Source organism: Polaromonas sp. P1_E11, from assembly GCF_056405995.1.
Map to the genome: position 1 here is coordinate 58,249 of NZ_JBFUBA010000006.1, position 15,136 is coordinate 73,384.

At 58.8% G+C, this 15,136-nt stretch carries 15 protein-coding genes and 1 pseudogene; 1 reads left to right on the plus strand and 15 read right to left on the minus strand.

Annotated elements, in window-relative coordinates:
- Nucleotides 1-114: 114 nt before the first annotated feature.
- From AC1D11_RS18795 to AC1D11_RS18840, 10 genes and pseudogenes are all read right to left on the minus strand, one after another.
- Complete coding sequence (locus AC1D11_RS18795) at nt 115-765, minus strand: 2-hydroxychromene-2-carboxylate isomerase (RefSeq protein WP_477648229.1); 651 nt, start codon at nt 763-765, stop codon at nt 115-117.
- A gap of 47 nt (nt 766-812) precedes the next feature.
- Entirely contained in the window at nt 813-1,082 is a 270-nt protein-coding gene (locus AC1D11_RS18800; RefSeq protein WP_477648230.1) for a DUF1289 domain-containing protein, read from the minus strand.
- A pseudogene (locus tag AC1D11_RS18805) lies at nt 1,074-1,565 on the minus strand (YbaK/EbsC family protein); the annotation flags it as partial. The gene AC1D11_RS18800 and the pseudogene AC1D11_RS18805, both read right to left, overlap by 9 nt.
- Nucleotide 1,566: 1 nt before the next feature.
- The gene (locus AC1D11_RS18810) at nt 1,567-2,487 is read right to left on the minus strand and encodes a hydroxymethylglutaryl-CoA lyase (protein WP_477648216.1); all 921 of its coding nucleotides are present in this window, start codon (nt 2,485-2,487) and stop codon (nt 1,567-1,569) included.
- Nucleotides 2,488-2,513: 26 nt separating this feature from the next.
- Entirely contained in the window at nt 2,514-2,972 is a 459-nt protein-coding gene (locus tag AC1D11_RS18815; protein WP_477648217.1) for a DUF3592 domain-containing protein, read from the minus strand.
- A 24-nt stretch (nt 2,973-2,996) separates the two neighbouring features.
- Nucleotides 2,997-3,926 (minus strand): 2-hydroxyacid dehydrogenase, encoded by a 930-nt coding sequence (locus AC1D11_RS18820; protein WP_477648218.1) that lies wholly within the window; start codon nt 3,924-3,926, stop codon nt 2,997-2,999.
- 23 nt (nt 3,927-3,949) lie between these two features.
- On the minus strand, nt 3,950-5,941 hold the full coding sequence (locus AC1D11_RS18825) for an acetyl/propionyl/methylcrotonyl-CoA carboxylase subunit alpha (protein ID WP_477648219.1): 1,992 nt from the start codon (nt 5,939-5,941) through the stop codon (nt 3,950-3,952).
- Complete coding sequence (locus AC1D11_RS18830) at nt 5,934-6,602, minus strand: DUF4126 domain-containing protein (RefSeq protein ID WP_477648220.1); 669 nt, start codon at nt 6,600-6,602, stop codon at nt 5,934-5,936. Before AC1D11_RS18830 ends, AC1D11_RS18825 begins: the two co-directional genes overlap by 8 nt.
- 4 nt (nt 6,603-6,606) lie before the next feature.
- Nucleotides 6,607-7,398 carry an enoyl-CoA hydratase/isomerase family protein gene (locus tag AC1D11_RS18835; protein WP_477648221.1) on the minus strand — a complete coding sequence of 264 codons (792 nt, stop codon included), beginning with the start codon at nt 7,396-7,398 and terminating at the stop codon, nt 6,607-6,609.
- A gap of 31 nt (nt 7,399-7,429) precedes the next feature.
- Nucleotides 7,430-9,052: a carboxyl transferase domain-containing protein gene (locus tag AC1D11_RS18840; protein ID WP_477648222.1), complete on the minus strand. Its 1,623-nt coding sequence runs from the start codon at nt 9,050-9,052 to the stop codon at nt 7,430-7,432.
- A 181-nt stretch (nt 9,053-9,233) separates the two neighbouring features.
- Here AC1D11_RS18840 and AC1D11_RS18845 point away from each other — a divergent pair, with 181 nt between their 5' ends.
- The gene (locus tag AC1D11_RS18845) at nt 9,234-10,274 is read left to right on the plus strand and encodes an AraC family transcriptional regulator (RefSeq protein WP_477648223.1); all 1,041 of its coding nucleotides are present in this window, start codon (nt 9,234-9,236) and stop codon (nt 10,272-10,274) included.
- Nucleotides 10,275-10,429: 155 nt separating this feature from the next.
- Here the strand turns inward: AC1D11_RS18845 and AC1D11_RS18850 are convergent, their stop codons facing one another.
- The 5 genes from AC1D11_RS18850 to AC1D11_RS18870 all read right to left on the minus strand — a co-directional run bounded on the left by AC1D11_RS18850 (nt 10,430) and on the right by AC1D11_RS18870 (nt 15,127).
- Nucleotides 10,430-11,047: a hypothetical protein gene (locus AC1D11_RS18850; protein ID WP_477648224.1), complete on the minus strand. Its 618-nt coding sequence runs from the start codon at nt 11,045-11,047 to the stop codon at nt 10,430-10,432.
- Between the two features lie 100 nt (nt 11,048-11,147).
- Entirely contained in the window at nt 11,148-12,218 is a 1,071-nt protein-coding gene (gene darG / locus AC1D11_RS18855) for a type II toxin-antitoxin system antitoxin DNA ADP-ribosyl glycohydrolase DarG (RefSeq protein WP_477648225.1), read from the minus strand.
- Complete coding sequence (gene darT, locus AC1D11_RS18860; protein WP_477648226.1) at nt 12,218-12,841, minus strand: type II toxin-antitoxin system toxin DNA ADP-ribosyl transferase DarT; 624 nt, start codon at nt 12,839-12,841, stop codon at nt 12,218-12,220. The genes darG and darT overlap by 1 nt, the downstream gene beginning before the upstream one ends.
- Nucleotides 12,842-12,844: 3 nt before the next feature.
- Nucleotides 12,845-13,945, minus strand: a complete 1,101-nt coding sequence (locus AC1D11_RS18865; protein WP_477651331.1) for a beta family protein — start codon at nt 13,943-13,945, stop codon at nt 12,845-12,847.
- A gap of 33 nt (nt 13,946-13,978) precedes the next feature.
- Nucleotides 13,979-15,127 (minus strand): ImmA/IrrE family metallo-endopeptidase, encoded by a 1,149-nt coding sequence (locus AC1D11_RS18870; RefSeq protein ID WP_477651332.1) that lies wholly within the window; start codon nt 15,125-15,127, stop codon nt 13,979-13,981.
- Between the last annotated feature and the right edge of the window lie 9 nt (nt 15,128-15,136).

A 15,136-nucleotide genomic window follows, 5' to 3' on the forward strand; every position in this document is an offset into this window, starting at 1 on the left:
CGTGAAACTAACAGGAGCTTTCACGAAACTTATGCGTGGCTGACAAGTCAAGGGGAAACCCTTGAAGAACTTTTCAGGATGCGAAGCACCTCAGGGAAAACGCTTAAAACCTTCTTAGGTCCCGCGTCGAATGCCCGTCGCAACCTTACACGCGGCATTCCAGCCATCACCATCAAACCAGGGGCTGCCGAGCAGGTACTCGCGGAGCATCGGCAACGCATCCAGCCCCCAGAAAATTTTGCCGTCGACTTCAAACGCCGGCACGCCAAAAACGCCTTTGGCAATCGCCGCTTCCGTATTGCTTTTGAGCTGCGCCTTCACGCCCTCGCCCTGCACATCGCGCACCGGCGCAAGCTGCTTGACCAGCGCTTCGTAGCGGGCCGCATCGCCGGCTTCACCGCCTTCTCCCCAGACATGGCGAAAGATGGTTTCGCATGCATAGCGGTTGGGCGTGCCGCCCTGCCCCTCGGGGCCGCAGGCCACAGCCAGGCGCAGCAAGGGCAATGGGTTGAAGGGGTGGCTGGCCGGCATCTTCATCGCGATACCCAGGCTGTGCGCCAGCCACAACACCTGCCGGTAGGTCCAGTCGCGTTTGGGGGCAATCTCCGCAGGGCCCAGCTGGCCATAGTGCTTGAGCATGCCCGCGAACAGCACCGGCGTGTACGCCACGCTGTAGCTCACACCCTTCAGCGCTTCTGGAAGACGCTCAAAAGCCAAAAAGGCATAGGGCGAAATGACGTCGAAGTAGCATGTGATGTGCTTGATCGCGGGTGCATTACCGGCTGCCGGCTTCATCGTTGTGTTCTCGCCGGTCATGGCTGCATCGCAGCCATGCGCTGCCCGATGGATGTCCAGATATGGCGCTTAGCGGTGTCGTCGGCTCCACTCCACTGCGCAATTTCATCGCGCGTGCGAAAGCAGCCTTCGCACAGGCCCGAAGCAGCGTTCATGCGGCACACGGAAATGCAGGGCGACGGCGCGTCCGGCTCATCATCAAGTGTGGCCGCGCGCAGGGACACCAGTTCGATCGCATGCTTGCGCGCCAGTTTGTCCTCGTCCACATTCACCGCAAAGTCCGCCACCGGCGCGCCCGTCAGCAGCTCAAGCTCCTGCGGCGACAGCTGGAACACCGCATGCGGATGGCCCGCAGCCGCCCACACGGTTTCAAAGCGGAACAGCGAACGGTCAATCAGCGTCACGGAGGGCGTAGCATGCGCCAGCGGCGACACACCGCCTATGGAGAACCCCGTGCGCGCCTTCACAAACTCCGCATCGGCCCGTGCCAGGCGCTTGCCGTCGATACACACCATGGCCTCGACCTTTTTTTCATCGACCCGCTGGTCGCCGGACGTCACCACCAGCACGGCGGCATCGTCGGACTTGCGGCGAAAAATAATGCTCTTGGCAATCTGGCCCACCTGCACACCCAGTGCATCGGCTGCCTGCTGCGCGGTGCGCGCGGCATCGTCGAGCATGACAGGCGCATGCAGGTGGCCGCTGTCCAGCAGCACAGCGGCCACCCGCTGCACGCCCTCAGGCAACGTCTTCAATTCGGATCCACACATTTCAATTCAGCCTCTTGTTCAACAAAGCCGTAGCGGCGCGGGAATTGGGCTTTCGCCCCAGGAAATCGCTGATGAATTTTCCCGCATCAATCAACTGATCCATATCAATGCCCGTTTCAATGTCCATTCCATGCAGCATGTAGACCACGTCTTCTGTCGCGACGTTGCCGGTGGCGCCCTTGGCAAACGGGCAGCCTCCCAAGCCTGCGACGGAGGTGTCGAATTGCCAGACGCCCATTTCCAGCGCGGCCAGCGTGTTGCTGAGCGCCTGGCCGTAGGTGTCGTGAAAATGCCCGGAGACATCGTTGAGGTCGTAATGTGCCAAGGTCGCATCCAGCGCGCGCCGCACCTTCAGCGGCGTACCCACGCCAATCGTGTCGGCCACGCCGACGTGCTGCACGCCTATGCCCTTCATCAGGCCGGCCAGCATGCCAACGCGCTCGGGGGATATCTCACCTTCATAGGGGCAACCCACCGTGCACGACATCGCACCGCGCACATAAATGCCCTTGTCGCGGGCCGCTGCCACCACAGGCGCAAATCGTTCAATGCTTTCGGCGATGGAGCAGTTGATGTTCTTCTGACTGAAGGCCTCGCTGGCCGCACCGAAAACGACGATCTCGTCGGGCCACTCGTTGCGCGGCGCGGCGATGGCGGCTTCAAAGCCTTTCATGTTGGGCGTCAGCACAGAGTAGGTCACGCGCGGGTTGCGACGAATTCCATGCATGACTTCAGCGTTGTCGGCCATCTGCGGCACCCACTTGGGCGACACATAACTCGTGACTTCGATTTCGGTCAGGCCCGCATCCTGCAAGCGGTGCACCAGCTCGATCTTCACCGCGGCCGGCACCTGGGCTTTTTCATTTTGCAAGCCGTCGCGCGGGCCGACATCGACAATTTTGACTTTGGAGGGCAAGGACATGGTTTTTTCCGTATTCGATTTCAAGGTCAGGCGGCCGCAGGTGCCGCACCGCGCGGGCGCAACCACAAAAGCAGCCAGCCGGCCAGCACACCCAGCGCACTGAACAACAAAAGAATCCCACCGATAAAGCCCTGCACCAGCACCGACCCCACAATCTGGGCCTGCACCGGGTCGTCCACCGGATAACGCACCTTCACGGCTTCACCCACTTTATGGACGGCGCCGCCCTGGCGCACCAAGGGGTCGGCCACACGCAGGGTACGGCCATCGTGCGCGGAAAACTCAACAATGCTTTTCTGGCCCGTGCTGAGCTTCAGGCGGGACGCTTCGTGTCCCACCACCCGCCCGGCTACCGTGCGGGTGTCGCTGCCAAGGCCCAGGCTTGAGGTCAGCAGCCAGAGAGCTCCCAGGGCTGTCAGCCCGCTGGGCACCAGCAACAGCCAGCCAAAAACACTGAGCAGGCGGTGAGATGTGGACGATGGCATCAATGAAACTCCGGGGCCTGCGCTTCAATAGCCACGCAGTGGATCAACAATACCAGCAACCCGCTCTCCGCGTTCGACGGCACGCACCTTGCCCGCAATCTGGGCAATGCTTTCCTCGCGCAGCGTGCGGGCCGAGGTGTGCGGGGTTACCGTGACTTTCGGGTGTTTCCAGAAAGGGTGATCTGCCGGTAACGGTTCAGTATGAAACACATCCAGCGTGGCGCCCGCCAGGTGGCCGTTGTCGATCAGCGTGATCAGGTCGCCATCGACCAGGTGGCTGCCGCGCGCCACGTTGATGACATAGCCGCCCGGCCGCAACTGCGACAGGGTGTCCAGGTTCATGATGCCCCGTGTTTCAGACGTCAGCGGCAGCAGGCACACCAGGATGCGGCTGGCCGCCAGGAAATCCTGAAAACCCTGCCCACCCGCATCGCCTGAAAAACACCGCACACCCTCAATCGTCTTGGGCGACCGGCTCCAGCCATTGACCGGAAAGTCAAACTGCGCCAGCGCGCGACCGACGCGCTCGCCCAGCACGCCCAGGCCCATCACGCCAATGGGGTAGTCGGTGCGCAGGCGCGGCTTGCGGTACGACCATTTGCCTTCGGCAATATCGGCCTCATAACCATCGAGCTCGCGAAAGTGGCGAATGACCGCATGGCAGACAAACTCGGCCATCTGCGCGGACATGCCGGCGTCGTCCAGCCGCACCACCGGAACACCTGCCGGTAGCCGCAGCTTCATCAGCGCGTCAACGCCGGCGCCAATGTTGAAGATGCCTTTGAGCTTCGGCTGCTCGTCAAAGAACTGCTGGGGCGGCGCCCAGACCACCGCGTAGTCGGCCGGCGCCGCGCCGGCGGACCACAACTCCACCTGCGCATCGGGAAACTCGGCTTTCAGGCCGTCTACCCAGGGCTGGGGTTTGATATCGGAACAGCAAAAACTGATGCGCATTGAAAACTTCCGTCAAAGTCAGGTCAAACGGCTATTTTCAACAATTCCGAGCCCTCGCTCACCTGGTCGCCCGGCGCATACAGCAGCTCCTGCACCGTACCGTCGGCCGGCGCGGCAATCGTGTGCTCCATCTTCATCGCTTCCATCACCGCCAGTGGCTGGCCCTTGCTCACCTTGTCGCCAGCCTTGACGGCAAACGACACCACCTTGCCCGGCATGGGCGCCGTGAGGCGGCCGCCTTCGGCCTGCGCTTCGCCCGCATGGGCCAGCAGGTCGATGGAAAGGATTTGCGTGGCGCCTTTGGCGGTGAACACATGGTCCAGCTCGCCCTGGGCATACACGGCGGCCGTCATGCGCTGGCCGGCAAACTGCACGTCAATGCCCTGGGCGGTTTCGGCAAATACCAACGGGCCCGATGCCTCACCCATCGTCAGGCGCAACGCACCGTCGTGCAGGTAGGCCAGCGTTGCCTTGGCGGGTTCGCCGTGAAATTCAAACTCAAAGCGGCGCTCCATCACACCATGCGAGCGCCAGCCGTCGCGGCGGCTGAAAGGGTCTGCGCCTTCCATGGCCCGCTCATCCAGCAGTGCTTTGGCCACCGCCGCCGCACCCGCCATGGCCAGGCCCACCGGCTCCTGCCTGAAGAGCACGGCTTCTTCGCGCTGGATCAGCGCGGTGTCGAGGTTGGCTTTGGCAAACGACGGGCTGCGCACCACATAACGCAAGAACTGCACATTGGTGCTCAGGCCGACGATGCGGGTCTGCGCCAGCGCATCGTCCAGCCGGGCCAGCGCTTCTTCGCGCGTGGCGCCATGCACGATGAGCTTGGCCACCATGGAGTCGTAATAAGGCGAGATCGCGTCGCCTTCGCGCACGCCGTCATCCACCCGGACCTGACCTCTTTCAAACGCCGTGTGCACCGGCTTCTTGTAGACATGCAGTGTGCCGGTAGCAGGCAGGAAGTTGTTGTCGGGCGTTTCGGCGCAGATGCGTGCTTCGATGGCATGGCCGTGGATGCGCAGTTGATCTTGTGCCAGCGGCAGTTTCTCACCCGAAGCCACGCGCAGCTGCCACTCCACCAGGTCCAGTCCGGTGATCGCTTCGGTCACCGGGTGCTCCACCTGCAGGCGCGTGTTCATCTCCATAAAGAAGAAATTCATGGAGCCATCACTACGTTGCTCAACAATGAATTCCACGGTACCCGCGCCCACGTAATTCACGGCACGCGCAGCGGCCACGGCGGCCTCACCCATCTGCTTGCGCATGGCTTCGGTCATGCCGGGGGCAGGCGCTTCTTCCAGCACCTTCTGGTGGCGGCGCTGCACCGAGCAGTCGCGCTCAAACAGGTAAACGTAATTGCCATGCGTGTCGCCGAACACCTGGATCTCGATGTGGCGCGGGCGCTGGGCATACTTTTCCACCAGCACCGCATCGTCGCCAAAGCTGTTGATGGCTTCGCGCTTGCACGATGCCAGCGCCGCGTCGAAGTCTTCCGTCTTGTCGACCGCGCGCATGCCCTTGCCGCCGCCGCCCGCGCTGGCCTTGATCAGCACCGGGTAACCAATGCGGTCAGCCTCGCGTTTGAGCAGCGCCGGGTCCTGGTCGCTGCCGTGGTAACCCGGCACCAGCGGCACGCCGGCTTTTTCCATCAGCTGTTTGGACTCGGCCTTCAGGCCCATGGCCTTGATGGCCGACGCCGGTGGGCCAATGAAGACCAGCCCTGCGTCGGCACAGGCCTGGGCGAACTCTTCGTTTTCACTCAGGAAGCCGTAACCCGGGTGAATCGCCTCGGCACCCGTGGCCCTGGCGGCTTCGATGATGCGTTCCCAGCGCAGATAGCTGTCTTTGGGGGCGCTGCCGCCGATGTGCACAGCCTCGTCGCAAAAATCGACATGCTTGGCGCCCGCATCGGCATCGGAATACACCGCGACAGATTGAATGGCCATGCGGCGCGCAGTTGCCGCCACACGGCACGCTATCTCGCCCCTGTTAGCGATAAGGATTTTTTTAAACATGATCGTTCTTTGAGAAAGGAGACTTCAAGGTAAATGCGGAAGTGGTGCCAGGATCTGGCTTGCCGCTGAAGATGCGGGCCACGCGGGTGAACAGCTGGCGCAAAAAGCGCCAGCAGATGCGGATCAACCAGATGCTGAGCGCCAGCACCAAAGCCAGCACCACCACAAACACCAGCGGGTGCGCAATGGCCAGCCACAAGCCAGCCGGTACCAGCGAGTCTTCGACCAGCGAGGCGCCAATATTGCTGAAAGGCTCGGGCGATGTGTTGATGGCCGCGCGCGTCGTGGCCTTGGCCGCAAAGCTGGTGGCCGCCAGCGTGCCGCCCAGCAGCGCAGCCACCAGCGCGCCCAGGCCGTTGTCTGCGCCAAACACCGCCGCCGCCAACGCAGCACCCGCTGGAATGCGGATCACGCCATGCACCACATCCCACAGCGAATCAAGACCCGGAATCTTGTCGGCAAAAAATTCAATAAACACCATGAAGCCACTGACGCCCAGCACCACCGGGTTGGCCAGCAGGTGCAGGCCCTGCGGAAGCTCTACCCAACCCATAAACCCTGCCAGCCCGGTCAGCAGCACGACCAGGTACAGGCGCACCCCACTGGCCCAGCCCAATGCACCGGCGAGAGCAATCAGTTGTGCGGTGTCCAGTGTGTTCATGGCGTCATTCGGGTTTTGAAGGCAGCCACGAGGGCTTGCGCTTTTGCAGGAACGATTGAACGCCTTCGCGACCTTCCGCGCTCACGCGCACATCAGCAATGCTTTCCACCGTCATCTGCACCAGCTCCGGCGTGATCGGCTGGCCGCCCACGTCCTGCACCAGTTGTTTGCATAGCTTCACGGCTTCAGGCCCTGAATTGACAAGCGCCTTCACAAGCTCGGACACCTTGGCGTCCAGCGCATCGGCCGTCACCACTTCATGAACAAAACCAATGCGCAAGGCCTCCACCGCATCAAAGCGCTCGGCCGTGAGGAAGTAGCGATGCGCCGCCCGCGCACCCATGGCGCGAATCACATACGGGCTGATGGTGGCCGGAATCAACCCCAGCTTCACCTCGCTGAGGCAATACCCGGCCGTGTCCACCGACACAGCCATGTCGCAAGCCGCCACCAGGCCTATGCCGCCGGCATACACGTCGCCCTGTATGCGGGCAATGACGGGCTTGGGGCATTCATAAACGGCCTGCAGCATGGTCGCCAGGCGGCCCGCGTCTTCCAGGTTCTGCGCATGGGTGTAGTCGGCCATGCTGCGCATCCAGTTCAGGTCTGCGCCTGCGCAGAAGGCCGGGCCGTTGGCCGCCAGCACAACGCAGCGCACCTCGTCATGCATGCCCAGCTCGACAAAAGCCTGCGTCATCTCGGCGATGACCTCCTGGTTGAAGGCATTGCGCACGTCAGGGCGGTTCAGCGTGACGGTCGCCACCAGCGACTCGATCTGGATGTTCAGATGGTTCATCTCATTTGTCCTTTCCAGCTGGCTTTTCTGATCACATGCGGAAGACGCCGAACTTCGTATCAGGAATCGGTTGGTTCAGTGTTGCCGAGAGCCCCAGCGCCAGCACACGCCGCGTATCCGCCGGGTCAATCACGCCGTCGTCCCAACCCCGCGCCGTGGAGTAATACGGGTGCGACTGCTGGCCAAACTGGTCCAGCACGGGCTGCTTGAAGGTGGCCTCTTCTTCGGCGCTCCAGGTGCCTCCCTTGGCTTCAATCGCGTCGCGCTTCACGGTGGCCAGTACGCCGGCGGCCTGCTCGCCGCCCATCACGCAGATACGCGCGTTCGGCCACATCCACAGGAAGCGCGGCGAATACGCCCGGCCGCACATGCCGTAGTTGCCGGCGCCGTAGCTGCCGCCGATGATCACCGTGAACTTGGGCACCTGGGCCGTGGCCACGGCCGTCACCATCTTGGCGCCGTGGCGGGCAATGCCTTCGGCTTCGTATTTGCGGCCGATCATGAAGCCGGTGATGTTTTGCAGAAACACCAGCGGCACCTTGCGCTGGCAGCACAGCTCGATAAAGTGCGCGCCCTTCTGGGCCGATTCGCTGAACAAAATGCCATTGTTGGCGATGATGCCCACGGGCATGCCTTCAATGTGCGCAAAGCCGCAGACCAGCGTCGGGCCAAAGCGCGCCTTGAACTCATGAAACTCGCTGCCGTCGACGATGCGGGCAATCACCTCGCGCACGTCGTACGGCTTTTTGGGGTCTACCGGAATCACGCCATGCAGCTCTTGCGGGCTGTGCAGCGGCGGCACCGGCGTGCGCAGGGCCTGGTCGAAGCGCTTGGTCTTGTTGAGGCTGGCCACGGCCTGGCGGGCCAGCGCCAGCGCATGCGCGTCGTTTTGTGCCAGGTGGTCTGCCACACCCGAAAGCCGCGTGTGCACATCGCCACCGCCCAGGTCTTCAGCGCTGACGATCTCACCAATGGCCGCCTTCACGAGCGGCGGGCCGCCCAGAAAGATGGTGCCCTGGTTCTTGACGATGATGGTCTCGTCGCTCATGGCCGGCACATACGCGCCGCCGGCCGTGCAGCTGCCCATGACCACGGCGATCTGCGCAATGCCCTGCGCGCTCATGTTGGCCTGGTTAAAAAAGATGCGACCAAAGTGATCGCGGTCAGGAAACACGTCGTCCTGATTCGGCAAATTGGCGCCGCCAGAGTCGACCAGGTAGATGCAGGTGAGGTTGTTTTGCATCGCCACTTCTTGCGCGCGCAGATGTTTTTTCACCGTCATCGGGTAGTAGGTACCGCCCTTCACCGTGGCGTCGTTGCACACGATCATGCAGTCCACCCCATTGACGCGGCCAATGCCAGTGATGACGCCGGCGCAGGGTGCGCTGTCGGTGCCGTCACGGTCGGGGTACATGTCTTTGGCGGCCAGGGGGCCGAGCTCAAGGAAAGGCGTGCCCGGGTCCAGCAGCATCTGCACGCGGTCACGCGGCAGCAGCTTGCCGCGCGACACGTGCCGCGCCCGCGTGGCCTCACCGCCGCCCAGGGCGGCCTTGGCGACTTGCGCATTCAGGTCGTCCACCTGCGCCTGCATGGCGGCGGCATTGGCCTGAAAGTCGGCAGAACGGGCGTTGAGTTTTGTCTCCAGAGCGGGCATGGCAATTCCTGAAATACGGGTGAAAGGCGCTGAAACGGGGCTGGCCTGCGCCAGACCTTCGGGCGCGTGGGCCCTACCTTAGCGCCAGATTAGCGCTAAAGAGCCAGCTTAGCGAAAACCCGCCCCACAGGCACAGCCAATGAGGTTGCAAATCCTGCCACCTGCGCGGAAAATTGCCACCATGCCCACGAAAGCCGCCACAAGGCCCACCAATCCGCCAAAAGCCGCCACCCCCATGGCCTTTGCCAGAAGCATTGCAGCCGCCTACAAGCGCCACGGCCAAAGCCCATCAGAAGCCCTGAAACTGGCACAGATCACGCCAGCACAGCTCAAACAAGTCAACGCCCACATCACCGCCCGCCAGATGGAGCTTCTTTCAGGCGCCGCCATGCAAGAGCTGGACGACGAAGGCCTGGGCGCCTTCAGCCGCAAACTGCCCTGGGGCAGCTACGGCATGTTGGCCCGCGCCTCCATCAGCTCACCGAACCTGGGCGTGGCCCTCAAACGCTGGTGCCGCCACCACGCGCTGATTGCCGACGACATCATCTTGCGCCTAAGCACCTCCGGCGACACCGCCGCCATCACGGTCGAAGAAAAAGCCCCCGGTCAGGTCGGTGAGTTTGCTTTGGTGCACGTGCTGCGCAACATCCACGGCCTGGCCTGCTGGTATGTGGATTCGCGCATTCCGCTGCAGGGCGCGCGTTTTCCGTTTGCTGCGCCGCCGCATGTAGAGGCTTATGGGCTGATGTTTCCCGGGCCGTCACTGCAGTTCAACGCCGCGCAGGCCGAGATCCGTTTTGATGCACGTTACCTGGCCTTGCCGCTGCGGCGTGATGAGAAGGCGTTGCAGCAGATGCTGCAGCGGGCTTTGCCGCTGACGGTGCTGCAGTACCGGCGCGACAGGTTGCTGGTAGAGCAGGTGCGGCAGGCCTTGGCGAACCCGGCGGTGGCTTCGCACAATGCAGAGACCTTGGCGGCGGCGCTGAATATGTCGGCGCGCTCTTTGCACCGGCAGCTTCAGGAAGAAGGCGCTTCGCTGCAGCAGCTCAAGGACGAGGTGCGATTTGAGAAGGCGAAAGAGTTGTTGCTGCGGACCTCCAAACCCATCAAGCAGGTAGCTGAGGCTTCGGGGTTTCGGAATGAGAAGAGTTTTATTCGGGCGTTTCGGGAATGGGCTGATGTTTCGCCCGGAGAATTCCGCATTTTTGTGCCCAAAAGCTAAGAAAAGCAACAAATTTCTAGGAAAGCGAGGAATCGAACCAGCGACACGCCTTGACCTCGCTAGCTCGTTGTTTTGATTGGATTTTTCTAAGATTTCTGCGGCCGAGTGCATCAGCGGGGTGTACACCCCCGGGGGGGCGCTAGGTACTGTGGCCTCTAGAAGATCAAGCGCCAAAATCCGCCCTGCCATTCCCCGCCACCGCAGTAAAGCAGTACAGACAAGGCGAGGACAAATGGCAACAGGTAATCCGTCACGACCGTACTTCTGAGAACCCCCTCTCCGACGACTCGTATAAGTCGCCAAAGTACATGCCAACGATTGAGGCGAACTTCAAATGGTCGTCCGCCCTTGTCTTGGCCTTGCTCCATGATGCGCTCCTCGGCCCGCACAATGAATCGAGATCTGAACAAGTCGCCCAGCTTCGGATAGCCAATCTTCGTATCCCACTCCGGGTGTGCCCGATGGATCTTCGCCATCCAGTCCAAAGCTGATTGATCAAGGCCATTTTTAAAGTGGCTAGTTACCTCGCTCTGCCCGTACCTGACGAAGTATTGGTAATAGCGATATAGAAAGTAGGCAAAGGCCGCCCACAAACAGAGGTACAGGGCTTCTGGCCGATTGAACGTAACGTCGAAACCCGCAAAGCTCAGCTTACTAAACTCGACCTGCCCATATTTAAGCAGCCATAGCAAGATGCACACTGTCATTAGATTTCGGCGCTGCCTGAGTAGACCTTCATTCACCGCGTCACTCCCTTTTTTTGTGGCGGCCATGATTTTTAGTCCAAACGCCAGCGCACGACTCACCCATTAACCCCGGAGTCGCGGCCGCTTCACACAATCTAAGAAGCCGTTCCGATTACTAGCCACGTACTCAATGAATTGCGCTCCGAGTTTCGTGATCCCAGCCAGAATCTTTGAGTCGCAGCCACGCCTTTTGCAAGTGGGCGGGCTTTAACAATCGCCGCTTTCGGTCGTTCCAAGCATGTACCTTGGCAATAGCGGCGTCCGCTGAGTCTCTTGCGCCTACATCGTTGCACATGACCCAATGAACTGAGCTGAGCAACTCCATTCCATAGGCGTCTTCGTAACCCTCAATGAGCCGAGCGACGCGATCCATTCGTTCGATAACGTCTGGATGAGCCCGGAGAAAGTCTTCGGCTTGTTCAGCAGCATCTGGCACCAGTTCAATGATCTTGGTGGGCGTATCGGCACCCTCGCCCCACCCTGTCAACAAGTGCCCCTCCAACCTAGTCATTACTTGGCGCAACTCAACAGCATACGGACCATAGATATGAGGTTCATACTTGAGGCGAAGATTCTGGCCAGCCTCCTGCATAAAGTACATCAACTTGTGAATCTCAAGCAGACTTACATAGGGGTCTAGCAAGCCATCGAGATACCGTTTAATCAGAGCTATCAACGCGGCGCGACCCACCGTCATTTTCGGAGCTTCTGTAGCGTTGGGCATGTCCGCAGCGTTTGGAGTAGCGCCCGGTGCATATACGTTCACTTTGACCTCGGGCAACACCGCGAAAGCTTGTTCAATTAGCGGGCGCACATCGGCCCAATTCAAACCGCCATAACCGCACCCAAGCGGAGGGATAGCAATCGACTTGATATCGAGGCGTCGCACGGTAGCTACGAGGTCGACCAAGCCAAGCTGGATGTCTCCAATCTTACTTTTTGCCTTCCAATGCCCTTTGGTGGGGAAATTGATGATCCAGCGCGGGCCATCAGCGAGGCCTCCTCGGTCGTAGATGTCCATCTTCCCAAGCTCCACCATGCCAAACTTACAAGCATCTGCATAGGACTTAAACATTTCCGGAAAAGCTTGTCGAAACTGCAACGCAATTCCTTTGCCCATTACGCCTTGAGTATTCACAGTATTAACCAGCGCTTGAACCTGCGCTTCGAGGAGATTTCCTTCGGAGTAATTAATCATTAGTAGTACCACTCCGACCTGATAGTGACATGAGGGCGATGCGCAACGTGCGCAAGAAGGTTTGAGACTGCCTCAAAGGCCTGTTGGTCATAACATCCAATCTCAATGATCGAAGTCCAGGGTACCGAATGCTCAATGAGAAATTCTGCCATCTTCTGATGTGTTATTCCGCGCCAATCTCGCGCCCTAATTGCGTCCCAGTCTAAGGTATCCAAGCCATTCAGGTGACTAGAGAAACTGGTATATCCGGCGCCTGCATTGCCATCGGCAATTGCCCAATGCCGTCCCAGGTCAATTCCACTCTGGACAGTACTCACTAAGTGCACTATATCGCGCTGACAGCCTGCCGCTCGGCCAGGCACGCCTCCCTTGTTCACCGTGAACAGCATCGGTGATCGTGGGCAAAAATAGAACGGGACAAACTGGCCGACATACATGTTATTGCAGCAAGGAACACGATACTCGGTCATTCTCCTTTGCTTGATATGTGCATAGCCGATAACTTGGTGGGGCGTTGCACCGATTGCAGCATCCGACAAAAGGCCTCCCGCAGCAAATATATCCCGCAGATTTCCTATGTCAGTGATGTGATAAATCGCGGTTGTTCGTGGATCATGCGGCATAGGTTAAGCCAAATCCAAGACGGCTTGCTCTGGATATCCTCGATAGACCAATTGCTCCAACCGATGCACTTGCTGAACTGCGTAAGTGAAGTGATGATTTAGGTCATTCATTACCCATGTGCCTGCATTGCCAGTGCTTGCCTGACCAGTAGCACAGTCATAGATATAGCGGTCACCGTGGCTGTACGAATGCCCTTGAAAGAATCCACTGCTCATCACACCATGTGACAGCTTTCGGTACTGCTCGTACTTGTCATCTTGACTTAGGCTATGTCCGCGGAATATGTGGAAGTGTTTTCCTTGCGTGTAGCGGATTTTTCCGTTGATGTGCGAGCTTGGCGTTAAGTCTGTGAAATCGGGATGGATCACACCGTAGTCCCCATAGACCGCTTCCAAAGGCAGGTTTCGCACTCGCAAATTGGCCCAAAGAGATAGCTCGTGACGGAGCACGTCGCCACGAGAATTCCTCTCGATATCAGTTACTGTCTTGGGTGCACTCGATCCCGCAACAATTGCTTTACGAATCCGAAAGGAGGTTGCAAGGTTGTCCAGAAAGATGGCCGCCGTTTCAGACACAGCTGTTGTTGAGGCGATACCTGTCAAGGATCGGCAATCTAGCAGAACATCCATACTGCTCGTATCCAAGCCTCGGATCGTTAGATCTTGGATTCGGTCAAACGTATCGCTCATGAATTCCAGATCATCAGGTTCAAGTCGCAGTAGCATTCCACCTGATTGTTTGGCTTGCTGAATGACTAGCCCCCAGAGAGCTTCATCTCTATCAAACCCATAGACGGGCTCATAGTTTATGGAGAGTGAATTAAGCCGAGCGTACGCATTAGCCAGCACGACCTCACCTTCTGAAGTTCTTGCTCCAGTCTTCAGCAACGGGAAGTCCACGTAACAGTGACGGGTTGGATAAAGCTTACCTAGACGGTCCGCAAATCGAGACAGCACCACTTCCGGCTTATCTGTTTCGATAAACGGCGGCAACTCAAACACCGGCTTCACACGATCCGCAATGTCATGCTTGAGATAGGAGACTGCCTTGATGTCGTTCAGCTTTCCTTTGACAATAGGCGAATAGGTGAAGTTCGTGTCCATGACAGTTCTTTCAGTAAGTAGACGTTCTGCGAATTAGCTCAACATTTCCCTAACCGTTCCTCTTTCAATCAGATCAGCAAAAACAGCGTAGTTTTCTTGCTCCTTCTGAACCCTTCCCGCAACGATTGAGGGATGAATTTGGAGCTCCTCAGCCAGCGCGAGGATGCCTGCTTTCGTAGGAAGCTGCCTGACCGATGCGGACTTCCAGCTGGCGCGAGAGATAAGTAAATCTCGGGCCAATCTATTCGCCTCTTTCTCTACAGCCTCAGTGCTTTCTTTATCCATCAACCGATCCAGAAACACCTCACCAGGATTGCTCAAATGCTTCCAGACATGCACCACTTCATGCATGAGGGTGAACCAGAAGTTGTCTAAGCGATCAAATCTAAGCGTCAGACCAATTACTGGTTTTCCATTCCCCGAAAGCATGGCAGCACCATCCAGTTTGGTCTTCGCCAAATGCTCTTCGACAACAACAGCGATCCCGATGCTCTTTAATGCAGCGACCGCTTTTATCGGGCCATCTGCAAACCGACTTAGCAGCACTAGCTCGCGCAGAAAACCCTCGGTCAATTTTTCATACTCGAATGGATTACTGATCCATTCCTTGTCTGCTGCCGCTTTCTGCAACACCCTTGCCTGCCATGCCGTCAAAGAGTAGATAGCCGGCCATGCAAAAGCATCACCTTTAAAAGTTCTCCGAGTGAGCACGCCAGCTTGAGCTCCACCTAGTGACTGCTCTATGAAAGCACGGATCACAGTTGCAACATCGTCCGGTTTCGACGCTTTCGAAGATACGGCAATCCATCCACGTGACAACATTTCTTTTACGGGAAACTTCAACCAATCCCATTCCATCTCTGCGCTGCCTGAGAGCGATTCCTCTCGGACAGACTCTTGTAGAAGAACATCAGCCGGTATGCCTAGGCCTTCGGACAGATCACGAATCATGCCCACTGTCAGTGGTCGTTGGCGGGACAGGAATTCAGATACGCGACTACGCGAACCAAAGTAAGGAACCAGATCAATTTGCTTTAAGTCCTGTTCAAGCATTCGAAACTTGAGCGCATCCACTGGATCGGGTTTATCAAATAGGAATGTTCTGGTTTCGTAGTCTTCGACCAGCAGCGCAAGAAGTTCCAGTTCCGCCCCTATTGCAGATTCAGGTGTCGGATCAAGCACGACTAATTC